A 23,999-nucleotide genomic window follows, 5' to 3' on the forward strand; every position below is an offset into this window, starting at 1 on the left:
GCGAGCGTGCCGCTATTTTGTAGACAACTGAGCCGCTCAGCCCTTCTTCTGGGTGAGGTCGTCGTCCTCACTGCCAAATTGCTCAAGGCTCTGCCGCCAGGCGCTCATTGAGGCATTTCCCTTGGCACTAGTGCGTCCTTGCGGCGCCGGCGAAAGGTTGCGCACCGCGGCCCATCGCAAGAATTTTCCGAAGGACCCTGGCGCGTCGGGTCCCTCGTGCTCCGCTACCCAGTCGTATGCAGCGGCGAAGAGGATGGCATCGTCCTCGCTGCTGAGGTCGTACGGATGGTCAGAGGACAGAAGAGCGTGCACCCGGCCAAGAAGAACCGGATCCACCTTCGCGCCCGACTGATGGTCAGCCGCTGTATTGGGCTCGTCCCGATCGGGATACTTCGGCTCCTTCCCGGTCGCCAGCCAGATAGCCGTTACGCCGAGAGCGCTGGCCAGGTCCGGGATTCTGGTGGACGTCGACTGGTCGCCATTCTCCAGGCCGGCCAGGGTCGGATAGGGCACCTTCGCCAGCTTCGCCAGTGCCGGGCGGGTCAGATCCCGCTCTGCGCGCGCTTCAATCAGGCGCTTGCCCACTCCGGCAGCGCCCGCCTCGTCGGGATGGTTTCCCCTTTTGCTGGCGCTGGCCGGCGACGTCGTCATGCACGCATTCTTACGGAATCCCGTTATGGGATGCCGTTGACTCGACCTATGGGATGCCATAGGATGAGCCATGGACACGACATGGGCAGACCGAATTAGGGCGCTTGAGGCGAGGGGCTGGTCTCTAACGGAGATCGGGCGCGCCATCGAGAAATCTCCGCAAGCGGTGAGCGACATCAAGCAGGGGCGCACGCGCGAACCTGGCGGCATGGCCGCGGTGAGGTTGCACCAGTTGCATGCCTCCGGCGCGCTGCCGCCCCCTGCCGACCAGCAGGAGGTGCCACATGCTGCCTGACCCGCAGCCTGGTTGCCCCTCAAACGGAATCGAGGCTGTAGCCGGTGAGGCCTCTACTCGACTGCACAGCGCCTTTGGGCGTGTACGCCTGCTTGCAGAGCGTGCAGTGCCAACTATTGCCCCAGTGCTGCAAGACGGACCTGTGCCCTTTGCTATCCCAACACGGCTGGCAGAGGTAGTGAGCCGGCTCCGCGCGTCCTGGCTCGCCGGGCCGGCCCTCATGTGGGGCGACATCCACGCGGTACACGAACTTTCCGCCACCGAGATCGAAAAGCGGATAGCGGTCCTTGCTCGCGACGGCTTCTTTGAGTTCTCGCAGTTCCTTTGTGGCCTCGAAGTAGTCCTGCTGCAATTGCAGCAGGGTGGCGTTGTGCATGAGCAGACCCTGCTGGGCTGCGAGCAACTTCTCGTTGATCTGCGCGAGAGCCGCGGCCGACTGGTTGAAGTCTCGGACGCCGAGAGCGGCGGAGGCCAATTCCTGCGCGGTGCGGAGCGAGGCAACCGCCGTGGCGATTGAGTTGAAGTCCATGTCGCCCTCCTTGCGGGCATCGGCTGTGCGTGTGGTAGCCGCAGCGTATCGCAAGGAGGGCGACGCCTTGTTGGACAAACACGGGTCACGCCGCTCCGCGGCGCAGCACCCGGCACACAACCTTGCCGCCGATCCATCGAGCGGCCAGCCAATTGCCTCCCACCTTCACCAGCGCGGTGACGTTCTCGCCGCGCGGCACGCGCACCTGGCCATCCCTGGCCCGCTTCCCTGCTGACTTGATCTTCTCCATGCGGCGCATGTTGCGCCGCCGCAGTTCTGCCTTCCACGTTCGCCGCAGGTACCCATGAACATCCTCGACGCCGCACACAAGACCGTGCACGCCTACCCAGGCGGCAGCGAGTCGCTCGCGCCCCGCATCGGCATGTCCGCCGCGGTGCTGCGCAACAAGGTCAACCCCAACAACACCACTCACCACCTGACGCTGGTTGAAGCCAGCGAGGTGATGGGCGTCACCGGCGACGACCGGATCCTGCACGCGCTGGCCGCGCAGCACGGCTACACGCTGCAGCGGATCGAGGTCCCGCAGGCCGGCTCCCTGGTCGGCGCGCTGATCGACGCCGGCGAGATCAAGGGCAAGCTGTGCCAGATCATCGGCGACGCCTTGGACGATGGGCGCATCACCCAGAACGAGGCGCTGTGCATTGCCTCGGCCTGCGGCGACCTGCAGGGCATCGCTGCCCAGATTGCCCAGCACGCGCGGGCAGCCGTCGAGAAGGCGAGGTCCGCGGCATGATCCTGCAGCGCATCGCCGACTGGCGCCGGGAGCGCCGCATCCGCCGCCTGGCCGCTGCGCTGCGCGTGGCCAACGCCGCCGGCCAGTACGCGCTGGCTCGCTCCCACTGGGAGAGCATGCGCCGCGAGTGCCTGGCGCGCAGCGCCGCGCAGGTCGCCCGCATGGAGCGGGCAGGGGGCCTGGCGTGAGCACAGATGCGCGCCTCAGCGTCGGGCTGCCCGGGCATCCCAAGACGAAGAAGCTGATCCGTCGACTGGGCTCCAGCGCGGGCTGGTCCCTGGTGTGCCTGATCCTGTGGGCGCGCGCGAACCGCGCCGACGGCGACCTCACGGGCATGTCGGCCGAGGACATCGAGCTGGCTGCAGACTGGGCCGGCGAGAACGACGCACTGGTCCGTGAGCTGGCCTCGGTGGGCTTCCTGGACGGCGAGGAGGGGCAATATCGCCTGCACGACTGGGCGGAGCACCAACCGTGGTCGGCCGGTTCGGAGGCGCGCGCAGAGCGGGCGAAGTGGTCGGCGCTGTGCCGACGCCATGGCCGCGAGGAAGCTGCGCGCCTCATGCCCGAGTACGCCGCACGTCTTGCTAGTAGCACGGATTCGTCTGCTAGTAGCAGCGCGGATCCTGCTAATAGCAGAGACACAGCAGGTGATGCTCCTGCTAAAACCGAAAAATCGCCTGCCCCGTCTCCGTCTCCGTCTCCGATACCGTCTCCGTCTCCAAAAGCAGAAGCTTCCTCGCTTCGCTCGGAGTCGTCCGCGTCGCTGACGCTGACCCCCCCGTCGCCACCTGCCGACCTGAGCCAGCGGAAGTCCCAGCGGATCCTGCAGATCGCTGAGGACGCACAGGCCGCCTACAACCGCCTGCTGGCCAAGCCCAACGGTGAGCTGACCGCCTGCACGGTGCTGAACAAGCCGCGGATCAAGGCCGTGGAGAAGGCCCTGCCGACGGCACGCGCCATCTGCCGGCAGCTCTACGGCAACGAGCGGGTCACCCCGCAGTTCTGGGACGCGCTGTTCGAGACCGCGGCCGACGACGAGTTCCACTCCGGGCGCAAAACCGGCGGCCCAGGCCACGAGAACTGGAAACCCGACTTCGAGTACCTGCTGCGCGAGGCGGTGATCGCGAAGCTGTTCGACCGGGCGATGACGGAGCACGCGGCATGAACGCCCACGACGACATCGAGCGCATGGCGCAGCTGTACGGCGAGCCGCGGCAGCAGCAGGAGCACCACCACGCGATCCGCGTGCCGCCGCACAGCGTGGACGCAGAGCAGGCGGTGCTGGGCGGCCTGATGCTGCGTTCCATCGCCTGGGACGAGGTGCAGGACCAGGTGCGCGAGGAGGACTTCTACCGCCGGGACCACCAGGCGATCTTTCGCGCCATCCGCGACTTGGCGAAGGCGCGTCGCCCGTTCGACACGGTGACGATCGGGGAATGGTTCGAGTCCCGTGGCCAGCTCGAGCTGGTCGGTGACGGTGCGTACCTCGTGGAACTGTCCAGCACCACGCCGTCGGCCGCCAACATCCGCGCCTACGCCGAGATCGTGGCGGATAAGGCACGGTTGCGGCGGATGATCGAGGTCGGCACCGAGTTCGTGGACAGCGCCTTTGCCTCGGCTGGCCGCAGCAGCCTCGAGCTGATCGGCGAGGCGCAGACCCGCATGGCTGCGCTGCTGGACAACCAGCCCTGCGACCTGGAGCAGGTGGCGCCGGTCATGCAGCGGGTGTTCGATCGCCTGGGCGAGCGCTCGCGCGGCGAGGGCGACGCCAACGGCCTGTCCACCAGCATCGACGAACTGGACGCGCTGATCGGCGGCCTGAAGCCGGGCGGCCTGTACGTCCTGGCGGCGCGGCCGAAGATGGGCAAGACGACGCTCGCGCAGAACATCGCCGAGCACGTCGCCCTGGTGCGCGGCGAGCCGGTGGCCGTCTTCAGCTTCGAGATGCAGCCGGAAGAGCTGGGCGACCGCATGCTGGCGTCGGTGGGCAACATCGACGGTGGTCGGATCCGCTCCGGCGAGCTGGACGACGTCGACTGGGGCAACGTCACCGCGGCAATGAAGCGCCTGCGCGCGGCGGAGATCTACGTCAGCCGGCCGCGCAACGCCAGGGTGGAGCACGTCGTCGCGCAGGTCCGCCGCCAGCATGCGCGCAAGCCGCTGGGCCTGGTGGTGATCGACTACCTGCAGCTGATGCAGATCGTTGGCGACAACCGCGCCCAGGGATTCGGCGACATCACCCGCGCCCTGAAGCTCATGGCCGGCGAGTTGGGCGTGCCGGTGCTGCTGCTGAGCCAGCTCAACCGCGACCTGGAAAAGCGGCCGGACAAGCGGCCGATCCCGTCGGACCTGCGCGACTCCGGATCGATCGAGCAGGACGCGGACGCGGTGATCTTCATCTACCGCGACGAGGTCTACCACCGCGACAGCCGCTGGAAGGGCACCGCCGAGCTGATCGTGGCCCTGCAGCGCAACGGGCCGGCCGGCGAGGTGCGCGTGCTGTACATGCCCGAGCGCTTCAAGTTCCAGAACCTGCCCGAGTACTGGCAGCCAGCGCCGATCGAGAGCGACTACCGGCCGGCGCCGGCGCGGCGGGGATTCCGCAAGGTGACCGCGGCCGCCGCGCGCCAGGACGGTGAACAGTGAACGGCGACGCCATCTTCCGCACCGCGAAGGATCCGCACCATGACGGCCACGCCGAATGGGGCTGGGACGGGACATTCCTGTGGCACCGCGGCGTCGGCCAGTCGCATTGGACGAAGGTCAGTCGCGTGTCCTTCACCCCCGCGCGCATGCAGGCCATCGCCGAGTTGGTCCGGGAGGTCGCATGACCCTGACCGCTGCAGCGAAGAAGATCCGCGCCAAGCGCGCGAGCCGGCCGATCTACATGGTTGTGCGCCGGTTGCTGGACCCGGTCACGCGCCAGGAGCTGGGCGCGCTGGTGCCGGAGCACGAGGTCGACAGCGAGCTGATGCGCGCGCGCGGCTACCGCGTGGGCCAAGAGCTGCGCGCCGAGCTGAAGGCACCGCGCGACGCGTGGCGGCACCGCCTGCTGCACAAAATCGGCCGGCTGATGGTCGAGAACGTCGACGGATGGGAGGCACTGGATACCCACGAGGCGGTGAAGCGCCTGCAGCGCGAGGCCAGCGTGTGCTGCGACCAGGTCGACATGGACGCCACCGCCGTGGTGTCGGCGGTGCTGGCGGCGGCCGATGCCGCGTTCGGCCCTGGCGCGGCCAAGCTGCTGCGCGAGGTGCTGCCGCGGATCGAGAGCATCCCAGTCACCGTGGCGCGCTCGCTGGCGTTCGACTGCATGGACGAGGACGAGTTCCGCCGCCTGTTCGAGGGCATTACCCAGCACATCGGCACGCACTACACGCACGTGATGCTCGACGAGGTCGTTGCCGAGTTCTGGCTCATGGCGAACGGGCAGGGCACGCAGCCGGCGCCGGCGCGGAGGGCTGCATGAAGCCAATCCAGCACCTGGTCAACGTCAGCGGCGGCAAGGACAGCACCGCCACCTATCTGCTGGCATTGGAATCGGGTCGGCCGTTCCGCGCCGTGTTTGCCGACACCGGCAACGAGCACCCTGCCACGTTGGAGTACGTGGCGCGCCTCGCGGAGCGCACCGGCGGACCGGTGGTCGAGACCGTGCGCGCGGACTTCAGCAGGCAGCTCGCCCAGCACAGGAAGTACGTGCTGGAAAAGTGGCCGCAGCAGGGCATTCCGGACGACATCGTGGAAGAGGCGGCGCGGCTGCACGAGCCGACCGGCAATCCATTCCTCGACCTGTGCATCAGCAAGGGAAGGTTCCCGAGCCGGATGGCGCAGTTTTGCACCGAAGAGCTGAAGACCATCCCGATCACCACCCAGGTTGTGGGACCGATGCTGCGCGATGGCATGGTGCTGCAGTGGCTGGGCATCCGGGCCGACGAGAGCCGAAACCGTGCCAAGCAGCCCCGCTACAACCGGCACGAGTGCGGCTCGATGGTGTGGCGCCCGATCTTCCATTGGACCGTCACCGACGTTTGGGGGCAGCATCGGCGGCATCGCCTGCCGCCGAATCCGCTCTATGCGTTGGGCATGGGCCGAGTGGGCTGCATGCCATGCGTCAACTGCCGCAAGGGTGAGCTGCGCGAGATCGCAAGCAGGTTCCCGGAGCACATCGACAGGATCGAACGATGGGAGGCCATCGTCGCGGCCGCGAACAAGCGTCGGTCGGCGACGTTCTTCCCGGCGGTCACCGACCCGACCGATCGCGACCGTCCCGGCAGCTACTCGCGGATTCGGACATTGGTGGAGTGGGCGCAGACCGATCGCGGGGGGCGGCAGTTCGCGCTGATGTTCGACGAGCAGCCTGGCGGCGGCTGTACCTCAGACCTAGGGCTGTGCGAACTAGAGGCGGCGGCATGAAGCGCGCGATCAAGCCGGCGACGAGAGCCGAGCAGGCCTATCAGGACGCGGCGCGCGCGCTCGGGTGCGTCGTCTGCCGCTGGCGAATCGCCGCCGGCCTGCAGCCGCCGATCCAGTGCGGCCACACGCAGATCCACCACCGCAACCTGGGCGATCTGCACGGACAGCGCCAGCTCGGCCAGCACGCCGTCGTGGCCATGGGCGCATGGCACCACGACGGCGATCAGTTCCCGGGCCGCAGCCGCGAGGACATGCGCGAGCTGTTCGGCCCGAGTTTCAAGCACCACGCCCGCGAGTTCCGCATCTGGACGGCCGACGTCCTGGGCGGACGCGGGACCGAGGCCTGGCAGCAGTACCAGGACCAACTTCTGACCATCACGAGGGCAGCATGATCAACCAGCAGCGATACGAGCAGGCGAGGGAGGCAGGGCGCCGCGCGCGCCAGGTCGGCAAGGGACGCGATGATGGCCCGCGCTACGGCATCACGGCCGACGACCGGGCGCTGCGCGAGGCCTGGGTGCTGGGCTGGGAGGAAGAGGACCAGCAGCGGCAGCAGCCGAGGCGCGCCGCATGAGCCGGTCGGAGCGGGTGAGGGAATGGCTGAAGGCCGCCGGTGGCGCGCATACCGCTGCCGCCGTGTCCGATGCGCTCAGCGCCACCGGGCGCGAGCGCATGATGATCGGCTGGACCCTCCGGGAGATGATGCGCAGCGGGCAGCTGATGCGGGACGGTGTCGGCCGCAGCACGCGCTACGAGTTCGTGCAGATGCCGACCCGGCCGGCGAAGCTGACGAAGGCGCAGCGCAACGCCAATCGGGCTGCAGCGGCGCGCGCCGCGCACCATGCCCGGGGTGGCCGATCGATGGAGCAGGTGCGGGCGGAGCAGCAGGCGAGGCGGGACGAGAAGGAGGCTGAGCGCGTGCGGCGCCGCGCCGTCCGCGCCGCGCGTGTCCGCACCAAGCATGACCGCCAGCGCGATTCCGAGAAGAAGCGAGAGCGTCGCCTCGCCGCCGGCGGCATGACGCGCACCGAATGGCTGGCGAAGCTGGCCGCGCAGCGCGAGGACCGCGCCGCGGCCAAGGTGAAGAAACAGCGGGAACGCCTGCAGCGGGTCGGCAACCGTGCCGGCCTCGCGCCGGTGCAGCAGCAGGCTGTGCAAACGGGCCCAGCCGAGACCGTCGAGCAGTTCCTGGCGCGTGGCGGCCGTGTGCAGGCGCTGCCCGGCATCCAGGATCCGCCGGCGCCGCGAACCATTCCGACGTGGAGGCATGCGGCATGACCATGCGCCTGACCTTCGGCATTGACCCTGGCCTGTCCGGGGCAATCGCTACCCTGATCGACGGCGAACCTGGCCCGGTCCTGGACATGCCTATCCTCACCGTCGGCGAGCGCAACGAGGTCGACGCGCGCGCCATGGCCAAGTTCATCCGCGACGTGCGCGGCCAGCACCCGGGCGCGTACTTCAGCGCCTGCATCGAGCGCGTGCGCGCCATGCCGGTGGAGGGCCGCAAGCAGGGCGCGCAGTCGTCGATGAACTTCGGCGACAACTACGGCAAGGCGAAGGCGGTGCTCGAGGTGATGGGCATCCCTTACACCCGCGCCGAGCCGGCCAGCTGGAAGCGCCGGTTCGGCCTGCTGGGGCAGGGGAAGGATGCCGCGCGCCTGCTGGCGCTGCAGCGATTCCCGGCCGCCGGCGCGCTGCTGAAGCGGAAGAAGGACGATGGCCGCGCCGATGCGCTGCTGATCGCCCTTTACCACGACCAGGCCGACGTGGGAGCGCGCGCCGCGTGAGCAACCCCGACGACCTGACCCGCCCGGAGCGCTACACCGAGCGCCACCACGCGCGAGTTCTACGCAAGCGCATGGACGCCGACCGCCGCCGGCACGGCAATTGCTGCATCTGCGCGTGCCGCGTCACCACCCTAGGCATCGTCCACTGCCGCGGCCAGGAAGAGCGGCAGAAAGGCGCCTGCAGCTGGGACGGCAAGCAGCCCATTTTCCGATTCGACCCGACCACCTTGGAGAAGTACCGCGATGCAGCTTGATACCTTTGGCGTATATGTGCGCAGTCGGTTGGAGCAGTGGGGCGAAGAGTTCTGCTTGGCGCGCGAACGCGAATATGTAGCGCGCGAGCCGAAGAACACTCTCCAGATTTTGATTGAGCATCGAGGCGAGATGCCAGCGCGGCCCACCGGCTATGCACCAATATTTGTCAACGAGCGTGCACAAGAAATAGAGGATGTTGTAGCCAGCATCGCTCGCGACAACATCGGTATCTCCTGTTCTCTGCGCGCCTACTACTGTGGATCTGGTCGAAGGAAGGTTGAACGCTACGAAACAGCGCTTGCCCTGCTGGCGGGCTGTGGGCAGGGGCCTGTATCGATGCGACAGTACCTAAGCCTTGTGGAGCTCGGTTTCCAGCGTGTGCGGGGCCGTCTTGAGGGTTGGGTGTCAGAGGCGGCTTGAGGGCGTATGATCCGGGGAGGTTCGGAGCGCTGGAAATTCTATGCTTAAAGTCTTTGTAAGCTACGCCAGAGAAGACGGTGAGGCTGCTCTGGAAATCTACAATTGGCTCGCGTCGATAGGTGTCGAGCCTTGGTTGGATCAAAAGTGCTTGCTTCCCGGTCAAAACTGGGAGGCAGAAATAGAAAGGGCCTTTAGTGAAGCCAACGTCATTCTTCTTCTCATGAGTGCGAAGAGTGTGAATAAGCGTGGTTTTGTCCAGCGTGAGGCAAATGAAGCTTTGCAGAGGCTGATCTATAAACAGCCAACAGACGTCTACGCGGTCCCGATACTCCTTGAGCAGTGTGATGTCCCGCCCCAAATTTCAGCCAGGCTGCAGTACGTCGATTGGAACAGCCCCGATGCCAGGAGTGGTGTCACGGCTGCGCTTGCGTTGGCCGCCGAGCAGCAGTCTATAAATGTCGCAGAAGGCGCGGAGTTTGGCCCATTCCGGATTATTCCAAAGGCGATCGTGGAGCGCTGGGAGGGGCTGCCTGGACACGATATTTCTGTGTCCTATCCACGGTTCACTTCTCAGATTCTGTCGCCAGTGGCAGAAGAGCTCAACCAGTTTTTCGAGGGGCGGGCCAGAAAATCGGTTATGGCTGCGCGGCAAAAGATGTGGAATCAGAATCCTGACTTGTTCGCCGCCGGCTTTGAGAGCCCTCCGTCTGATGGGCGATGGGACGATTACGAAATTGCCTTTGCGACCAATCACGTTTTGAGCATCGTTTACCGAGTTGGTTGGTACGGGGCAGGAGCTGCTCATCCGAATTCTCACTTCGAAAACTATAATTTTGTCCTGACCCCCAGCTTGGTTAAGCTGGAGCTGGAAGATTTCTTTTTGGAGTTTTCGGATGCTCTCCAGGCAATAAGTGATTTCTCGATTAGAGAGCTGCGGCGTGAATATTGGCGCAGGTCTGGCCGTGAGGTCGAGGCTGATAGCCTTGAATGGATGCAGAGTGGCGCTGGACCGCACAAAGATAACTTCGGGGAATTTAGTATCTCAGAGGATGGACTGACCTTCATGTTTGCTCCATACCAAGTTGCTGCATACGTTTATGGTAGTTGGACTGTCTTGGTGCCCTTCTACGACTTGTTGCCTTTCCTCCGACTTGACGGTCCTTTCTCGCTAATTCGCCCGCCAGCGCCAGATTGACAGGTGTACACCTCTGGTGTAGTTTTTCCGGCACGCTGACATAGAAGCCCTCGGGAGACCCCCGGGGGCTTTTTCGTTTCTGCCCGCGCACCCTCACCGGACCCATTCGCAGAGCCAGCCGGGCTGCGGTGGCGGGCACCTATTGGAGTTGCCATGTCCCTGCTGCCCCTCCCGATTGCGCCCGCGGTGGCGCTGTCGCAGATCATCGTGCCCGCGCTGGCGGAGCTGGGCGACGGCATGGACTCGCAGCCGGCCCGCATCCAGATCCTGGCGACCGGAATGCAGGAATCCGGCCTGAAGTACCGGCACCAGGTTGGCGGCCCGGCGCATGGCCTGTTTCAGTTCGAGCGGGGCGGCGGGGTCAAGGGCGTGCTGACGCACTCCGCCAGCCAGCGGCGCGCGCGGTTGCTGTGCGAGCGCCACGGCATCGCGCCGAACATCGCCGCGGTCTTCGACGGGCTGGAGCAGGACGACGTGTTGGCTGCCGGCTTCGCCCGGCTTCTGCTTTGGACGCTCCCGATTCCGCTGCCGGCGATCGGCGACGAGCAGGCGGCGTGGGAGCAGTACATCGAAGCCTGGCGCCCGGGGAAGCCGCACCGGGATCGCTGGGCCGAGGTCTACCCCCAGGCGGTCAAAACCGTGCGGGGCGGCTGACGTGCAGCGTCCTACGCTGGCACAGCTCGCGGCGGCTGTGCCCGTCGTCGCCGGTGTCGTAGCCATGGCCGACAACTGGCCGGCAGTGAAGCTGTTCCTGGTCGACGTCGGCGAGTACATGACCACGCCGCTGGCGGAGGCCATGTGGCAGAGCATGCTGATCAGCGTGTGCATCGGCTTGGTACTGCCGCACCTGCCGGAGCAGATCGGTATGCGAGCAGCATGGTCGGGCGACAAAACGAAGGCGCGCATCCGGTTCTGGTCGTGCCTGCTGGCCATCGCGATGTGCTGGGCGCGCGTCCCGACGCCGCGTGGCATGTGGTACGCGCTGACCTGCGGTTTCGCCGCGATGGGGCTGTGGACCACTGCCGCCGGCTGGATCTATCGCGTCTGGCCCTGCGCCAGGCCGCAATCGCTGAAGGACGAGCCGCCAGCGGCTGGGACGGGAGCGGAATGATGCCGGACCTTGACGACGCCACGCTGCTGGACGCCGAGCGCCAGTCCCTGGGAGAGGCGGTGGCGCTGCTGCAAGAGGTGTGGGGCCGCTCTCCGCGCCCGCGCCGCGACGGCCGCAACGTCCTGCGTCTGGGCTACGGCCGGGCGATCGAGACGCGCGACCAGAGCGAGCGCGCGGCGACGCTGGAGCTGACCGAGGACTGCATGGAGGCGCAGGAGACGCTGCGCGGCCGCTTCTTCGAGTTGCTGGCGGTGCACCCGGAGATGCGCCCGTCACTGCCGTACATCATCGCTATCGCCGACATCATCGGTGCCGAGGTGGTGCGGGACAGCAGCGATCTGTGGGCAGCCGCGCGCCGAGGCGACTGGATGGAGTTCGGCTCGGTGATCCAGGAATTCCGCTGGGAACGCTTCAACGACGCGACGGAACAAGACAACCGCGCGGTGTCCAGGCTCGTCATGCGCCTGGCCATGGGCGCTTCGCAGGCGGCGGCGTGACCGACCGCTGGAACCGCGGCCTGCCTCCGGCGGGCGACCCGCCCGGATGGCTGGTCGTCGTCCTGTGCCTGGCGCTGCTGCTGGCGCTGGCGTGGCTGTGGGCCGACCTATCCATCCTTCCGAGGGGCTGACCGTGAACCGGATCCTGATCGCCATTGCCGCCTTTGTCGTTTGGACTGGGGCAGCGTTTTGGGCCGGCCGCGAGTGGCGCGACCGCAGCGCGGACCTGGCCACCTCGCAGCAGCAGACCGCATCCGCGCAGGGTGAAGCACAGGCCCAGGCTGGTGCGCGTGAGACCGAGCACACTCAGGGCCAGGCGCTGGCCGACATCGGAGCCAATCATGAAGAAGACCGTACGGCGGCCGAGGCCGTCCCTGCTGCTGTTGTGGCTGACCTGCGCACTGGCAATCTCCAGCTGCGCGACGACCTCGCCACCTGCCAGACCCAGCGTCTGTCCGACGCTGCCGCCGGCGCCGCCGAACGTGATGCGCCCGCCCAGCTACGAGCAGAGGTTGCGGGAGATCTTGTTCGCGTCGCCCGTGACGCCGACGACCAGCTCCGGGCAGCGCAAGCCGTGATCACTGCGGATCGCGCGGCGCCGGAGCCTTCGCTGGCCAGCGCTCCAGCACGCAGATGAGCAGTTGGATGACGGCAGTGGCCAGCGGTAGGAAATCGATGAGGTCGTGCATGTTGGCGAGAGGCTCGGGCTTGGTGTGGATTGAGTCTGCGCTGGCTGTGGGAGCAATCAACGGTGTTGTGCCGGGAGGCGGTCAAGCCGTTCCAGGCCGGCATGCGCAGGCTCGCCGGTACCGCAACGGCGTGCCACTTCCAGGATTTCCGCAGTGCCATGGGGCAGCACGATGAAGGCCAAGCCGCCCGGGCGCGCCGCCGGGCTCACCGCGAAGCAGCAGCGGTTCGTCACCGAGTACCAGAAGGACAGCAACGGCAAGCAGGCAGCGATCCGCGCCGGCTACGCCCCGGGCTCTGCTGAGGTCCAGGCCAGCCGTTTGTTAAGGAATGCTCAGGTGCGTGCGGCGGTTAACAAGGGCCAAGCCCGGGCGGCCAAGAAGGCCGAGGTCTCGGTCGACAGCCTGATGGCGGAGCTGGAGCAGGCGCGACGGCTCGCTCTGAAGGAGAAGCAGGCCAGCGCCGCGGTCACCGCCACCATGGGGAAGGGGAAGCTGGCCGGCCTGTTGGTGGAGAAGCGGCACCACACCGGGGCGATCGGCACCTACGACCTGAGCAAGCTCACCGATGACCAGCTCGACAGTCTCGAATCGATCCTCGGTCCGCTTGCCGACTCTGGCGGAGATCAGGGCAGAGAGGGCGAGGCGGACGGCTGAGCGGGAGCGGGACCGCGTCCGCCGGGATGCGGAGGGCATCAGGGAGCGCTGCAGCAGCCTCGCCGGCTTCATCCGGGAGGGCTGGCACGTCCTGGAGCCTTCGCAGCCCTACGTGCACGGCTGGCACATCGACGTGCTCTGCCAGCACCTTGAGGCGATCACCGACGGGCAGATCACCCGGCTGTTGATCAACATCCCGCCGGGCACAATGAAGTCGCTGGTCGCCAGCGTCTTCTGGCCGGCCTGGGAGTGGGGGCCGCGCGGCCTGCCGTCGATGCGCTACCTGACGACCTCCTACGCGGAGAAGTTCGTCAAGCGCGACAGCCGGCGCATGCGCGACCTGGTGCAGTCGGAGTGGTTCCAGAGCCTGTGGCCGGAGATCGAGCTGAGCCGGTCCGGCGAGATGTCGTTCGCCAACTCGAAGATGGGCAACCGCGAGGGCATGGCGTTCGCCAGCCTGACCGGCGGCCGCGGCGATCGGGTGATCATTGACGACCCGCACTCAACCGAGACGGCAGAAAGCCCAGCAGAGCGTGCGACAACAACCCGCATCTTCCGCGAGTCGGTACCGACGCGACTGAACAACCCGGCCACGTCGGCGATCGTGGTCATCATGCAGCGCCTGCACGAGAAGGACGTGTCGGGGCAGATCTTGGACCTGGGGCTCGGGTACGAGCACCTGATGCTGCCGATGGAGTTCGAGCCTGAGCGCCGGTGCCGCACGTCGATCGGCTTCAGCGACCCGCGGACGGAAGACGGGGAACTGCTGTTCCCCGAGCGCTTCCCCCGCGCAGTGGTGGAGCGGGACAAGAAGATCCTGGGCAGCTACGCGGTGGCTGGCCAGCAGCAGCAGCGGCCGACGCCTCGCGATGGCGGCAAGTTCAAGCGGGATTGGTTCGAGGTCGTGGAGGCCGCGCCGGCCATCCTGGCCGCGCGCAAAGTGCGGCGCTGGGACTTCGGCGCGACGGACCCGAAGGAGCAGAAGAAGAAGGGCGACCCCGACTACACGGTCGGCCTGCTTCTGGGCGAGACCGGGGGCGTCTATTACGTGCTGGACGTGGTGCGCGACCAGGTGTCGCCCGCCGGCGTCGAGCGGCTGCTGAAGAACACCGCGCTGCAGGACGGCAGGACGATCAAGGTGCGGATCCCGCAGGACCCGGGCGCCGCCGGCAAGTCCAACGCGGCGCACCAGATCAAGCTGCTGGCCGGCTGGGACATCAAGGCCGCGCTGGAATCCGGATCGAAGGAGGTCCGGGCGACACCGGTCGAGGCCCAGGCCGAGGCCGGCAACATCAAGCTGGTGGCTGGTCCATGGGTGGCTGCATTCCTGGACGAGATCGCCGAGTTCCCCAACGCAAAGCACGACGACCAGGTGGACGCGCTCTCGGGCGCGTTCGCTGAGCTGGTCATGGGCAGCACCTACAACCTTGGAAGCGCACTCTGATGGGCAAGCTCGCCACCCTCCGCGACGGGCTGGTCAACCTCGTCGCGAACCTGGGCACGTCCCGGGACAAGGCGGCGGCCTCGCACTACGCGCTGCCGCTACTGACCGACAACGAAGCCAGCAATGCGTACCGCGGCACGTGGCTGGCGCGCAAGATTGTGGACATCCCCGCGCAGGACGCCTGCCGCAACTGGCGCACCTGGAACGCCGAGAAGGAGCAGATCAGCGCACTCGAGGCCGAGGAGAAGCGGCTTGGCCTGCAGGGCAAGCTGCTGAACGCCTACAAGAAGGCCAGACTGTTCGGCGGCGCCGCGCTGTACATCGGCACCGGTGACGCGAACCCGTCGCAGGAACTGCTGCCCGAGCGTATTGGGAAGCAGGGCATCAAGCACCTGGCGCTGCTCACGAAGTGTGTGCTGGCCGCTGGCGACCTGGAGCGCGACCCGGAGTCGCCGAACTACGGCCGGCCGGCCTTCTACACCATGACCAGCCCCAATGCTGGCCAGGTACAGATCCACCCGTCGCGGCTCGTTGTGCTGCAGGGCGCCGAGCGGCCCGATCCGGACATCGACTACGGCGACGGCTGGGGCGATTCGGTGCTGTTGGCGATGCTGCGCGCGGTCAAGGATGCCGACGGCACCAGCGGCAACATCGCCTCGCTGGTGTTCGAGGCCAAGGTCGACGTCATCAAGATCCCTCAGCTGATGGCGCTGCTGGCAGATCCTGAGACCGAAAAGCAGGTCATGGACCGCTTCAGGTTGGCGGCCATGCTCAAGGGCACCAATGGCCTGCTCATGATGGACTCGGAGGAGGACTACCAGCAGAAGAACGCCAGCTTCACGGGTCTGATGGACGTTCTCATGGGGTTCCTGCAAATGGTGTCCGGCGCGGCCGACATCCCGCTGACCCGCCTGCTGGGCCAGTCGCCGGCCGGGCTGAACAGCACAGGCGACGGAGACATCCGCAACTACTACGACCGGGTGCGGTCGACGCAAGAGCTGGAGGTGCAGCCCGCGCTGCAGGTGCTGGACGAATGCCTGATCCGCTCGGCGCTCGGCGCGCGGCCGGCCGACGTCTGGTACAGCTGGCGCAGCCTGTGGCAGACCAGCGACACCGAGCGCGCCACGATCGGCAAGACCACGGCCGACACGATCAAGACCATCGCCGACACGAAGCTCATCCCGGACGAGGTCATGTCGACGGTGGCGGTGAACATGCTCACCGAGGCCGGCGTGGCGCCTGGCCTGGAATCGGAGATGGACGACTACGTCGCCTCGAACCCCGACTGGCAGGAGCAGCAGGCGGAGGAAGAGTTGGCGGCTGCGGCGCTTGCCGCGGAGACCACGCAGCAGAACAAGCAGGATCCGGCGCCGATGGGACAGTGAGCCTTAGAACATCGGCCTGGCAGGCTTGCACTTGCCAGTGAACTCGACGACGGATGTCTGGGAAAGCATCCACATCGCCTCGCCAGTGTAGCGATCGAGGTTGTACCAGTAGCTCTTGCCGGACGGCGTCGCCAGCGTGCCCATGTAGGTCTGCGGGTCGGTGCCGAGCGGTCCGACAGCCCACCCGTTGAGCGTCTTGATCCGAACCGTTCCGGCCTCGGCATCGACGCTGGCCAGGCTGGAATAGGGGACTGGATCGCGCCCAGGGATGAAGAGCTGCCCGTCGCATAGCAGGTCGGTAGCGCCTGCGGCAGGCGCGCAAAGCACAGCGGCAACGAATGCGAAGAGGCGCACAGCCTTTCCCCAGCGAGTTCCTTCAGTTCCAGTGTAGCGCGGCCCGCAGAGCCGCCACATCCAGCAGGAGTACCTCATGTTTCTGACCGATCGAGTCTCGGTGTCGGCGCCGCGCCGCACTGGGGATGGCTACCTCGTGGCCGATGCCAAGGTCGCGCGCACCGGCGTGCAGCAGTACCTGGGCAGCGAGCTGGGCCGGCCGGACATGCCGATCGTGCGGCTCTACCGGCCGCCGGAAGAGGTGTTCGCCACCGACGCCATGCACAGCTACGCCTACCGGCCGGTGACGGTCGAGCATCCGGCGCAGATGGTGGACGCCAGCACCTGGAAGTCTGTGTCGGCTGGCCAGACCGGCGCCGAGGTGGTGCGCGATGGCGAGTTCGTCCGCGTGCCGCTGGTGCTGATGGATGCCGCAGCGATCAAGGCCTACGAGTCCGGGAAGCGCGAGCTGTCCATGGGCTACAGCGCCGAGATCGTCTTCCGCGACGGCGTGTCGCCGGACGGCGAGGCCTACGACGCGGTGCAGACCAACCTCCGCATGAACCACCTCGCCCTGGTCGATCGCGCCCGGGGCGGCAATCAGCTTCGCATCGGGGATGGCCGCGCCCCCGGTGCCCAGGATCGCGGCGCCCCCAACCCTCAACCGGAGAAATCCAACATGAGCAACACCAACACCCGGACCGTCCTGGTCGACGGGTTGTCCGTCGAGACGACCGACGCGGGCGCCCAGGCGATCGCCAAGCTCCAGCAGCAGGTGCAGGACAGCCGCGGCGCGCTGGAGGCGGCCAACACCGCACACACCGCTGCCATCGCCGCGAAGGACGCCGAGATCGCCAAGCGCGACGCCACCATCGACGACCTGAAGGGCAAGGTCCTGACCGACGCCGCCTTGGACGAGCGCGTGCAGGCGCGCGGCGACCTGGTCGCCACGGCCAAGGCGATCCACGACGCCGACTACCGCGGCAAGAGCGACGCCGAGGTCCGCAAGGCGGCTGTGATCGGCAAGCTCGGCGACGCCGCGGTTGCCGGCAAGGCCGACGCCTACATCGAAGCGCGCTTCGACATCCTCGCCGACAGCGTCAAGACCAGCGCCGACCCGGTCGCGCGTGCGCTGCGCGACGGCGCCGGCCATCGCACCACGGTCCAGGACAACGGCTATTCCGCCTCGGTGGCCGGCCTGGACTACCGCACCCGCAACCAGAAGCAGGAGGGCTGATCCATGGCACTGCAGACCAACTATCCGGACACCCAGCCCGCCGCCACCGTCGGCATGCAGGCGACGATGATCCCGGCCACCGTCATCTCGCGCAACGTCGAGGACGCCGCGGGCGTCGGCTTCGGCAAGGCGGTGTTCCAGGGCGCCGCCGACAAGGGCATCACCACCACCGCCAACGCCAAGTTCGTCGGTATCACTCTGCTGGACCGCTCGGCCACCGGCGCGATCGGCAACCCCGACGCGTTCCCGCAGCGCGCCTCGGCGCGGGTGATGACCAAGGGCGACATCTGGGTCGCAGCCTCGGTCGCCGTCGCCGCTGGCGATCCGGTCTACCTGACCTCGGCCGGCGCCTTCACCAATGTCGCCACGTCCAACACCGCCATCACCGGCGCCCGCTGGGACACCAGCACCACCGCGGCGGGCCAGCTGGCCGTCGTCCGCCTGGCCTAAGGAGCCACCCACATGCATGCAGTTCCCTTGATCGACGCCCAGTCTGCGCTGGGCTTCGTGGTGGCACAGACCTCGATCATCGAGCCCGGCGTCTACCGCACCGTCTACCCCGACATCCAGTATCGTGGGTTGATCCCGGTGGATACCTCGGGCAGCGAGTTCGCCACCTCGGTGACGTACTACTCGCAGGACCAGTACGGCAAGGCCGACTGGATCAACGGCAACGCCGACGACATCCCGAAGGCCGGAACCAACCGCTCGCAGTTCCAGACCGGCGTGCACCTGGCGGGCATCGGCTACGGCTACGGCTGGCAGGAAGTCGGCCGCGCGCAGATGCTGGGCATCAACCTACAGACCGAAGATGCGGAGGCTGCGCGGCGCGCTTCCGAGGAGATGATCGACCGGGTAGCGCTTCAGGGTGACTCGTCGAAGGGCTTCACCGGGCTCTTCAGCGCCGCCGGCGTCATTCCGGTTGCTGCGCCGACGGGATCCTGGGGCACGCTGCTGGTCCCCGGCACCGCCACGTCCGACCAGATCGTCGCCGACATGAACGCGGCGCTGATGAACGTCTTCAACGGCACCAACACCACCGCGATCGCCGATCGCCTGCTGTTGCCGTGGTCGAAGTTCATGCTTATCTCGACCAAGAAGATGAGCGAGTACAGCGACATGACCGTCCTGCAATACTTCCTGGCGAACAACATCTACACCGCCACCACCGGGCAGCAGCTGATGGTTCGCGGCCTGCGTGGCCTCGACACCGCAGGTGCAGGCGGCGTCGCGCGCATGGTCGCGTATCGCTACGACCCGAACGTCCTGAAGCTGCACATGCCCATGCCGCACCGCTTCCTGCCGGTGTACCAGTCCGGTCCCATGCGATGGGACATTCCGGGCGTGATGACCCTGGGCGGCCTGGACGTACGCCTCCCGAAGCAGGTCGTCTACGTCGACGGCATCTGATCCATCGCCACGGCCCCGGCATCCGCGCCGGGGCCTTAATCGGAGAAACACCCGCATGAAGATCACCAACAACCATTCCACCGCGCTCGGCCTGCCGAGCGGCATCGAGTTGCTTCCGGGCGTTGCCACCTCGATCCCGAACTGGCCGGAGGTCAAGAAGAACGCCGTGGTGAAGGCGTGGGTCGAAGCCAACGTCCTGAGCGAAGAGCTGGAGGAAGGCGACGTCGACGAGGCGCGCGCCGCCGTGATGGCGCAGCTCGACGCGCTCGGCGCCAAGTACGACAAGCGCCTGGGCCTGGAGAAGCTGCAGGCGGCGCTCGACGACGCCCAGAAGGCCAAGGTCGAGGGCTGACCGATGTACGGCACGCTGGCGGGCGCCGACGCCTATCATCTGGCCCGCGGCAACGCCGTGTGGGCCGGCGGCACCGAGGCTGCTCGCACGGCGGCGCTGGTGCGCGGTACCGACTATGTGGACGGCCGCTACCGGGTTCTGCTGCCGTCCGGCCGCTGGGCGTCGATGTTTCCCGGCGCGCGCACGGCCGGGCGGGGTCAGCCGAACGAGTGGCCCCGCACCGGCGCCGTGGACTACGACGGCGATCCGATCGCGCCAGACGAGATCCCGGTCGAGGTGGAGTGCGCGACCTACGAGGCGGCGCTGCGCGAGCTGGTGAAGCCTGGAAGCCTCTCGCCCGACTTCGTCGCCAGCGCGCTGGCGGTGCGCAAGAAGGTCGGCCCCATCGAGGTCGAGTACAGCGACAAGGCTACGGACGGGAGCGTGCCGAACAGGCCGGTGGTCACCGTGATCGACGAGATCCTTGGGCCGCTGCTGCGCACGCCGGCCCTGATGCCTGCGGTGCGCGTCGTATGAGCGAGATCTACGACGAACTGCAGGCCGTTGCGGTCGAGATGATCGAGGAGTTCGGTTACGCCTCGCAGATCGAGCGCGACGGCGCGCCGACTGGGCCGCCGCACAACCCGCAGCCGGGCGCGCCGACGCGCCACGATTGCCGCGTCGTGGAGACCGAGTACAGCCTCACGAACCGCGACCCGACGCTGGTGCTGCAGGGCGACAAGCTCGGCCTGATCTCCACGGCAGTGGACATCGTACCGACGAAGGACGACCGGATCGTGCTCGGCGACGAGGTCTACAGCCTGGTCGACCTGCAGCCGCTGTCGCCCGGCGGCCAGGTGCTGCTCTACGAATTCCACGCGAGGCGCTGATGGCGGCGATGACGAACCGGGAACTGCTGCTGCTGGCGGAGCAGTTGGAGCCGGACATCGCCAAGGCATTCGTGCAGGCGATCTACGCGATCCGCGGGCAGGCAGCGGTGCAGGTGATCGCCGACCTGCTGCAGGCCGGCCGGATCGACGACGTGCTGACCGCGCTCGGCTTCGACGCGCCGCGCTTCTCGGGACTGGCGGAGGCGGTGCGCCAGGCCTTCGTCGCCGGTGGCGCGGCCGGCGTGGGCGAACTGCCGCGCATGACGCTGAAGCTGGATCCGGTCATCACCGGCAGCTACCGACCCAAGGCGGTGTCGCCGGTGCTGCGCCCGAGCTTCGACCTGCGCAACCCGGCCGCTGAGGCCTGGCTGCGCGACAACTCGGCGCGGCTCGTCAGTCGCATCGTGGACGACCAGCGGCAGCTGATCCGCGGCGTGCTGCAGCAGGGCATGGCCGCCGGCCGCAACCCGCGGCAGAGCGCGCTGGACATCGTCGGCCGAGTGGGCGAGACCGGGCGGCGCAGCGGTGGGGTGATCGGCCTGACGGCGCAGCAGGGGCAGTTCGTCGCCAACATGCGCGCGCAGCTGGCCAGCGGTGACCCCGCCCAGATGGCGGCCTACTTCGACCGGGCGCGCCGCGACAAGCGCCTGGACGGCATCGTCAAGCGCGCCATCGCCGCCGGCAAGCCGGTCGCGCAGGCGGACATCGACAAGATCGCGGGGCGCTACGCCGATCGGCTGCTGGCGCTGCGCGGCGAGATGATCGCGCGCACCGAGTCGATCACCAGCATGAACGCCGGTCGCGAAGAGGCGTTCCGGCAGCAGATCGAGGCCGGCGCGCTGGCGCCGGAGAACGTCGTGGCCACCTGGAGCGCCACCGGCGACAAGCGCACGAGGCACAGCCATGCGGCGATGAACGGGCAACGGCGCACGTTCGGCCAGCCGTTCCAGTCGCCCAGCGGCGCGCAACTCATGTACCCGGGCGACACCAGCCTGGGCGCCGGCCCGGAGGAGATCGTCGGCTGCCGCTGCACGAAGCAGTACCGGGTGGACATGACCGCGGAGGCGCTGCGTGGCAAGCAAGTTCGGTGAGCAGGTCCGCGCCTTCGCGGAGAAGGCGAAGCAGCGGCAGGAGGTGATCTTCCGCGAGTCGGCGCAGCGGGTGATGGAACAGGCCAACACGCCGATCGCCCAGGGCGGCCGCATGCCGGTCGATACCGGGTTCCTGCGCAACTCGGTGGTGGCGTCGACGTCGGGCGTGCCGGACGGCGGCAGCGGGCCGCCGGCGCTGGTGTTTGCGCAGATGGAGGTCGGGCAAACCGTCTGGGCGGGATGGACCGCGCGCTACGCCCTGCGCATGGAGTACGGCTTCTACGGCGAGGACAAGCTCGGCCGGGTCTATGCCCAGGCCGGCAATGGCTTCATGCGTGCTGCGGCGCAGAACTGGGCGTTCATCGTGGCCGAGGTGACAAACGAGGTGAAGGCGAGGATTCCATGAGCGACACCGCGATCTACGACACCTTCGCCACCATGGTCGTGCAGTTCGCCGCTGCGCAGGGGCTGCCATGCGCCTACCCGGGTCGCGGCTTCACCCCGCCGACCGGCGCGGCGGCGCGCTGGCTGGAGCTGCGGTGGTTTCCGAACGAGACGCAGAACTACGCCACAGACGACGAGGAAGGCGGCCTGAAGCAGGGGTTCGCCCAGCTCTCGGCGTGCTACCGGCCAGGCAACGGCATCGTGGTCGGCACGCTGATGACCGACCAGATCCGGGCGGCCTTCCCGAAGGGCACCAGCTTCGCCGGGGTGCGGGTCTACCGGCCGCCGTGGACCTCCAGCGTCATCGAGGACCCGGAGCGGGTGATGCACCCCGTGAGCATTGCATGGCGGGGCTTCGCTTCGGGCTAAAATCCGGCCATGAGCAAGGATCCGCCGAAGCCGAAGCTGGAACTGGTCAAGATGGACCACCCGCCCACCGAGGGCGAGATGGCGCAGTTGCGCGACGCCGTCGACCGCATGCGGCGGAACCAGCACCTGCTGGAAGCCTTCTGCCGCGAGCAAGCAAAGTTCGTGCGCAGCGAGTACCTGGCCTACATCGATGTCGGCTTCAAGCCGGCGCAGGCCATGCAGTTGGTGGCGGCGAAGCTGACGCCGCCGGCGAAATAGTTCAACGTCGATGGATAGTCCCGGCCTGGTTCGGTGTAGCCGGGGGTTGTAGGAGATGCGCCTACATTCATGCCCACGGGTAAGGCCGTGGGATTGGGCCAGCAAGGGTCGCGCCTTGCGGCGGTTCGAATCCGCATCATCGACACCAACGCCAAGGCCCGCCTAACAGCGGGCCTTTTTCGTTCCCCAAGACCCCGCCCCGTGGCGGGTTTTTTCATGCCACTCGCGAGGAGATACGGCAATGGCCGAGGCACAAACCAACAGCGGTTCGAAGCTCTACATCTGCGCCACGCCGCAGAACAGCGACCTGACGCAGACCCAGTTCGCGGCGCTCACCTGGGTGCGCGTGAGCAAGGTCGGCAACGTCGGCGAGCGTGGCACCTCGACCAACGTCGTCAGCTGGGACAGCTGGGACACGCAGGTCACCAGCAAGGGCAAGGGCATCACCAACGCAGGCGACCCGCAGATCGAGGTGGCGGAGCTGCTGGCCGATCCCGGCCAGATCGCCATGCGTGCCGCCGGCGCGCCCGGCGTGGCCGACAACTATGCCCTCAAGATCGAACGGCCGGACGGCTCGCTCGAGTTCCTGCGCGGCTTGGTCGCCGGCCCGCGCTTCAACGGCGGCCGCAACGAGGACTTCGTGCTCAACACCTACACGATCGGCCTCAACCAATTGCCGATCCGGGTCGCCGCCTCCAGCGGCACCTGACCGAACACCGGCGGGGTAGGGCGCGCGCCTGAAAGGCTGCCTGATCCGACAGCTTCCCCGCCGGTCCCTTTTCGGATCGACCAACGCACAACCCAAGGATCACGACATGACCGACCTGAGCAAACTCGTCCCGCAGCCGCGCGACATCGAAATCAAGCACCCCGTGACCGACGAGCCCGTCGGCCTGAGCATCACGCTGCTGCCCGACACCGACCCACGGGTGCGTGCGGTGGCCCGCAAGGCGCTCAACGAGCGCCTGATCGGCAAGGGGAAGCTGAGCGCCGAGAAGATCGAGCAGAACCGCCGGGACTTGCTGGTGGCGTCTGTTGGCGGGTGGACCTGGCAGGGGGATCTGACCTTCAAGGGCGCCAAGCCCGAGTTCAACGAATCGAATCTGCGCGCCGTGCTGACGCACCTCCAGTGGATCCAGGATCAGATCGACGCGGAGCTGGTGGACCGCTCCGAGTTCTTTCGCAGCGCTGCGGAAGCAGCTGGCTGAGGCCACCTATCTGACCGTCCGCTACGACATGGCGGACGAGAAAGGCGAGACGCGGCGCCAGCGCAATGAGCGCTTCGAGGAGGCGTCGCCAGATATCGAGGTGCCGGAAGAGGGCGGCCACGTCTGGGACTGGTTCTGGACGCTCTCCGCGCGCCGGCGCAGCGGCCCCGAAGCCCTGAGCTTCGGGGAAGTCGCCGAGTGGTGCCGTCTGCTGCTGCAGGACGTGCTGCCGGCCGAGGTCGAAATGCTGATGGAAATGGACGACGCCTACCTCCGCGCGGTGCGTGAAGAGCAGGCGGCGTCGCGCGCGCGTGCGCTCGAACAACAGAACAGCGGAGGGTAGTCG

At 67.5% G+C, this 23,999-nt stretch carries 40 protein-coding genes; 36 read left to right on the forward strand and 4 right to left on the reverse strand.

The genetic code is table 11. The features are described from left to right. Positions 1 to 36 precede the first annotated feature (36 nt). Positions 37 to 651: a helix-turn-helix domain-containing protein gene (locus AC1PK7_RS09115; RefSeq protein WP_481100559.1), complete on the reverse strand. Its 615-nt coding sequence runs from the start codon at positions 649 to 651 to the stop codon at positions 37 to 39. A 70-nt stretch (positions 652 to 721) separates the two neighbouring features. On the opposite strand from AC1PK7_RS09115, the gene AC1PK7_RS09120 reads away from it, so the two are divergent. Continuing rightward, positions 722 to 946, forward strand: a complete 225-nt coding sequence (locus AC1PK7_RS09120) for a helix-turn-helix domain-containing protein (protein ID WP_481100560.1) — start codon at positions 722 to 724, stop codon at positions 944 to 946. A 19-nt stretch (positions 947 to 965) separates the two neighbouring features. Here AC1PK7_RS09120 and AC1PK7_RS09125 read toward each other — a convergent pair whose 3' ends face one another. Together AC1PK7_RS09125 and AC1PK7_RS09130 are read right to left on the reverse strand one after the other, a co-directional pair. Next, positions 966 to 1,475, reverse strand: coding sequence for a hypothetical protein (locus AC1PK7_RS09125; protein ID WP_481100561.1), 510 nt, complete (start codon positions 1,473 to 1,475; stop codon positions 966 to 968). A gap of 85 nt (positions 1,476 to 1,560) precedes the next feature. Then, positions 1,561 to 1,725, reverse strand: coding sequence for a hypothetical protein (locus AC1PK7_RS09130; RefSeq protein WP_481100562.1), 165 nt, complete (start codon positions 1,723 to 1,725; stop codon positions 1,561 to 1,563). A gap of 54 nt (positions 1,726 to 1,779) precedes the next feature. Between AC1PK7_RS09130 and AC1PK7_RS09135 the strand changes: the two genes are divergently transcribed. The 22 genes from AC1PK7_RS09135 (at position 1,780) to AC1PK7_RS09240 (ending at position 16,082) form a co-directional block, all read left to right on the forward strand. Next, positions 1,780 to 2,229: a phage regulatory CII family protein gene (locus AC1PK7_RS09135; RefSeq protein ID WP_481100563.1), complete on the forward strand. Its 450-nt coding sequence runs from the start codon at positions 1,780 to 1,782 to the stop codon at positions 2,227 to 2,229. Next, positions 2,226 to 2,417 (forward strand): hypothetical protein, encoded by a 192-nt coding sequence (locus tag AC1PK7_RS09140; RefSeq protein ID WP_481100564.1) that lies wholly within the window; start codon positions 2,226 to 2,228, stop codon positions 2,415 to 2,417. Before AC1PK7_RS09135 ends, AC1PK7_RS09140 begins: the two co-directional genes overlap by 4 nt. Continuing rightward, positions 2,414 to 3,394 carry a hypothetical protein gene (locus tag AC1PK7_RS09145; protein WP_481100565.1) on the forward strand — a complete coding sequence of 327 codons (981 nt, stop codon included), beginning with the start codon at positions 2,414 to 2,416 and terminating at the stop codon, positions 3,392 to 3,394. The genes AC1PK7_RS09140 and AC1PK7_RS09145 overlap by 4 nt, the downstream gene beginning before the upstream one ends. Continuing rightward, a complete protein-coding gene (gene dnaB, locus AC1PK7_RS09150) occupies positions 3,391 to 4,875 on the forward strand; it encodes a replicative DNA helicase (RefSeq protein ID WP_481100566.1) in 1,485 nt (494 codons plus the stop codon). Before AC1PK7_RS09145 ends, dnaB begins: the two co-directional genes overlap by 4 nt. Next, a complete protein-coding gene (locus AC1PK7_RS09155) occupies positions 4,872 to 5,060 on the forward strand; it encodes a hypothetical protein (RefSeq protein WP_481100567.1) in 189 nt (62 codons plus the stop codon). The genes dnaB and AC1PK7_RS09155 overlap by 4 nt, the downstream gene beginning before the upstream one ends. Next, positions 5,057 to 5,698 carry a hypothetical protein gene (locus tag AC1PK7_RS09160; RefSeq protein ID WP_481100568.1) on the forward strand — a complete coding sequence of 214 codons (642 nt, stop codon included), beginning with the start codon at positions 5,057 to 5,059 and terminating at the stop codon, positions 5,696 to 5,698. The genes AC1PK7_RS09155 and AC1PK7_RS09160 overlap by 4 nt, the downstream gene beginning before the upstream one ends. Continuing rightward, entirely contained in the window at positions 5,695 to 6,642 is a 948-nt protein-coding gene (locus AC1PK7_RS09165; RefSeq protein ID WP_481100569.1) for a phosphoadenosine phosphosulfate reductase domain-containing protein, read from the forward strand. Before AC1PK7_RS09160 ends, AC1PK7_RS09165 begins: the two co-directional genes overlap by 4 nt. Beyond that, a complete protein-coding gene (locus AC1PK7_RS09170; RefSeq protein WP_481100570.1) occupies positions 6,639 to 7,034 on the forward strand; it encodes a hypothetical protein in 396 nt (131 codons plus the stop codon). Before AC1PK7_RS09165 ends, AC1PK7_RS09170 begins: the two co-directional genes overlap by 4 nt. Continuing rightward, on the forward strand, positions 7,031 to 7,216 hold the full coding sequence (locus AC1PK7_RS09175) for a hypothetical protein (protein ID WP_242081059.1): 186 nt from the start codon (positions 7,031 to 7,033) through the stop codon (positions 7,214 to 7,216). Before AC1PK7_RS09170 ends, AC1PK7_RS09175 begins: the two co-directional genes overlap by 4 nt. Then, the gene (locus tag AC1PK7_RS09180) at positions 7,213 to 7,920 is read left to right on the forward strand and encodes a hypothetical protein (RefSeq protein WP_481100571.1); all 708 of its coding nucleotides are present in this window, start codon (positions 7,213 to 7,215) and stop codon (positions 7,918 to 7,920) included. The genes AC1PK7_RS09175 and AC1PK7_RS09180 overlap by 4 nt, the downstream gene beginning before the upstream one ends. Continuing rightward, the gene (locus AC1PK7_RS09185) at positions 7,917 to 8,432 is read left to right on the forward strand and encodes a hypothetical protein (protein WP_481100572.1); all 516 of its coding nucleotides are present in this window, start codon (positions 7,917 to 7,919) and stop codon (positions 8,430 to 8,432) included. Before AC1PK7_RS09180 ends, AC1PK7_RS09185 begins: the two co-directional genes overlap by 4 nt. Further along, entirely contained in the window at positions 8,429 to 8,686 is a 258-nt protein-coding gene (locus tag AC1PK7_RS09190; RefSeq protein WP_481100573.1) for a hypothetical protein, read from the forward strand. Before AC1PK7_RS09185 ends, AC1PK7_RS09190 begins: the two co-directional genes overlap by 4 nt. Further along, positions 8,676 to 9,107 (forward strand): hypothetical protein, encoded by a 432-nt coding sequence (locus AC1PK7_RS09195; protein WP_481100574.1) that lies wholly within the window; start codon positions 8,676 to 8,678, stop codon positions 9,105 to 9,107. Before AC1PK7_RS09190 ends, AC1PK7_RS09195 begins: the two co-directional genes overlap by 11 nt. Before the next feature lie 40 nt (positions 9,108 to 9,147). Further along, on the forward strand, positions 9,148 to 10,302 hold the full coding sequence (locus tag AC1PK7_RS09200) for a TIR domain-containing protein (RefSeq protein ID WP_481100575.1): 1,155 nt from the start codon (positions 9,148 to 9,150) through the stop codon (positions 10,300 to 10,302). Positions 10,303 to 10,455: 153 nt separating this feature from the next. After that, complete coding sequence (locus AC1PK7_RS09205; RefSeq protein ID WP_481100576.1) at positions 10,456 to 10,956, forward strand: hypothetical protein; 501 nt, start codon at positions 10,456 to 10,458, stop codon at positions 10,954 to 10,956. Between the two features lie 64 nt (positions 10,957 to 11,020). After that, the gene (locus tag AC1PK7_RS09210) at positions 11,021 to 11,413 is read left to right on the forward strand and encodes a hypothetical protein (RefSeq protein WP_481100577.1); all 393 of its coding nucleotides are present in this window, start codon (positions 11,021 to 11,023) and stop codon (positions 11,411 to 11,413) included. Continuing rightward, positions 11,413 to 11,910, forward strand: coding sequence for a hypothetical protein (locus AC1PK7_RS09215; RefSeq protein ID WP_481100578.1), 498 nt, complete (start codon positions 11,413 to 11,415; stop codon positions 11,908 to 11,910). The genes AC1PK7_RS09210 and AC1PK7_RS09215 overlap by 1 nt, the downstream gene beginning before the upstream one ends. Continuing rightward, positions 11,907 to 12,041 carry a hypothetical protein gene (locus AC1PK7_RS09220; RefSeq protein ID WP_481100579.1) on the forward strand — a complete coding sequence of 45 codons (135 nt, stop codon included), beginning with the start codon at positions 11,907 to 11,909 and terminating at the stop codon, positions 12,039 to 12,041. The genes AC1PK7_RS09215 and AC1PK7_RS09220 overlap by 4 nt, the downstream gene beginning before the upstream one ends. 2 nt (positions 12,042 to 12,043) lie before the next feature. Beyond that, the gene (locus tag AC1PK7_RS09225; protein ID WP_481100580.1) at positions 12,044 to 12,547 is read left to right on the forward strand and encodes a lysis system i-spanin subunit Rz; all 504 of its coding nucleotides are present in this window, start codon (positions 12,044 to 12,046) and stop codon (positions 12,545 to 12,547) included. 223 nt (positions 12,548 to 12,770) lie between these two features. Further along, the gene (locus AC1PK7_RS09230) at positions 12,771 to 13,253 is read left to right on the forward strand and encodes a terminase small subunit (protein ID WP_481100581.1); all 483 of its coding nucleotides are present in this window, start codon (positions 12,771 to 12,773) and stop codon (positions 13,251 to 13,253) included. Then, positions 13,204 to 14,697, forward strand: coding sequence for a phage terminase large subunit (gene terL, locus AC1PK7_RS09235; RefSeq protein ID WP_481100582.1), 1,494 nt, complete (start codon positions 13,204 to 13,206; stop codon positions 14,695 to 14,697). The genes AC1PK7_RS09230 and terL overlap by 50 nt, the downstream gene beginning before the upstream one ends. After that, positions 14,697 to 16,082 carry a DUF1073 domain-containing protein gene (locus AC1PK7_RS09240; RefSeq protein ID WP_481100583.1) on the forward strand — a complete coding sequence of 462 codons (1,386 nt, stop codon included), beginning with the start codon at positions 14,697 to 14,699 and terminating at the stop codon, positions 16,080 to 16,082. Before terL ends, AC1PK7_RS09240 begins: the two co-directional genes overlap by 1 nt. A gap of 3 nt (positions 16,083 to 16,085) precedes the next feature. Here AC1PK7_RS09240 and AC1PK7_RS09245 read toward each other — a convergent pair whose 3' ends face one another. Further along, on the reverse strand, positions 16,086 to 16,436 hold the full coding sequence (locus AC1PK7_RS09245) for a hypothetical protein (RefSeq protein WP_242081044.1): 351 nt from the start codon (positions 16,434 to 16,436) through the stop codon (positions 16,086 to 16,088). 76 nt (positions 16,437 to 16,512) lie between these two features. Here AC1PK7_RS09245 and AC1PK7_RS09250 point away from each other — a divergent pair, with 76 nt between their 5' ends. From AC1PK7_RS09250 to AC1PK7_RS09310, 13 genes are all read left to right on the forward strand, one after another. After that, positions 16,513 to 17,652, forward strand: a complete 1,140-nt coding sequence (locus AC1PK7_RS09250) for a DUF2213 domain-containing protein (RefSeq protein ID WP_481100584.1) — start codon at positions 16,513 to 16,515, stop codon at positions 17,650 to 17,652. 3 nt (positions 17,653 to 17,655) lie between these two features. After that, positions 17,656 to 18,102: a structural cement protein Gp24 gene (locus tag AC1PK7_RS09255; protein WP_481100585.1), complete on the forward strand. Its 447-nt coding sequence runs from the start codon at positions 17,656 to 17,658 to the stop codon at positions 18,100 to 18,102. A gap of 12 nt (positions 18,103 to 18,114) precedes the next feature. Beyond that, the gene (locus AC1PK7_RS09260) at positions 18,115 to 19,062 is read left to right on the forward strand and encodes a DUF2184 domain-containing protein (protein WP_481100586.1); all 948 of its coding nucleotides are present in this window, start codon (positions 18,115 to 18,117) and stop codon (positions 19,060 to 19,062) included. Between the two features lie 55 nt (positions 19,063 to 19,117). Further along, on the forward strand, positions 19,118 to 19,414 hold the full coding sequence (locus AC1PK7_RS09265) for a hypothetical protein (protein WP_481100587.1): 297 nt from the start codon (positions 19,118 to 19,120) through the stop codon (positions 19,412 to 19,414). 3 nt (positions 19,415 to 19,417) lie between these two features. Beyond that, positions 19,418 to 19,930: a DnaT-like ssDNA-binding protein gene (locus tag AC1PK7_RS09270; protein WP_481100588.1), complete on the forward strand. Its 513-nt coding sequence runs from the start codon at positions 19,418 to 19,420 to the stop codon at positions 19,928 to 19,930. After that, positions 19,927 to 20,283 carry a hypothetical protein gene (locus AC1PK7_RS09275; RefSeq protein ID WP_481100589.1) on the forward strand — a complete coding sequence of 119 codons (357 nt, stop codon included), beginning with the start codon at positions 19,927 to 19,929 and terminating at the stop codon, positions 20,281 to 20,283. Before AC1PK7_RS09270 ends, AC1PK7_RS09275 begins: the two co-directional genes overlap by 4 nt. Next, the gene (locus tag AC1PK7_RS09280; RefSeq protein WP_481100590.1) at positions 20,283 to 21,374 is read left to right on the forward strand and encodes a phage minor head protein; all 1,092 of its coding nucleotides are present in this window, start codon (positions 20,283 to 20,285) and stop codon (positions 21,372 to 21,374) included. Before AC1PK7_RS09275 ends, AC1PK7_RS09280 begins: the two co-directional genes overlap by 1 nt. Then, positions 21,355 to 21,780, forward strand: a complete 426-nt coding sequence (locus tag AC1PK7_RS09285) for a hypothetical protein (protein WP_481100591.1) — start codon at positions 21,355 to 21,357, stop codon at positions 21,778 to 21,780. The genes AC1PK7_RS09280 and AC1PK7_RS09285 overlap by 20 nt, the downstream gene beginning before the upstream one ends. Then, entirely contained in the window at positions 21,777 to 22,187 is a 411-nt protein-coding gene (locus AC1PK7_RS09290) for a phage tail terminator-like protein (RefSeq protein ID WP_481100592.1), read from the forward strand. Before AC1PK7_RS09285 ends, AC1PK7_RS09290 begins: the two co-directional genes overlap by 4 nt. Positions 22,188 to 22,196: 9 nt before the next feature. Continuing rightward, complete coding sequence (locus AC1PK7_RS09295) at positions 22,197 to 22,445, forward strand: hypothetical protein (RefSeq protein ID WP_481100593.1); 249 nt, start codon at positions 22,197 to 22,199, stop codon at positions 22,443 to 22,445. 241 nt (positions 22,446 to 22,686) lie between these two features. Then, entirely contained in the window at positions 22,687 to 23,154 is a 468-nt protein-coding gene (locus AC1PK7_RS09300; RefSeq protein WP_481100594.1) for a hypothetical protein, read from the forward strand. Positions 23,155 to 23,260: 106 nt separating this feature from the next. Then, a complete protein-coding gene (locus AC1PK7_RS09305; RefSeq protein WP_481100595.1) occupies positions 23,261 to 23,653 on the forward strand; it encodes a hypothetical protein in 393 nt (130 codons plus the stop codon). A gap of 28 nt (positions 23,654 to 23,681) precedes the next feature. Beyond that, positions 23,682 to 23,996, forward strand: coding sequence for a phage tail assembly chaperone (locus AC1PK7_RS09310; protein WP_481100596.1), 315 nt, complete (start codon positions 23,682 to 23,684; stop codon positions 23,994 to 23,996). Positions 23,997 to 23,999: the final 3 nt, after the last annotated feature.

Source organism: Xanthomonas sp. NCPPB 3174 (genome assembly GCF_056725205.1).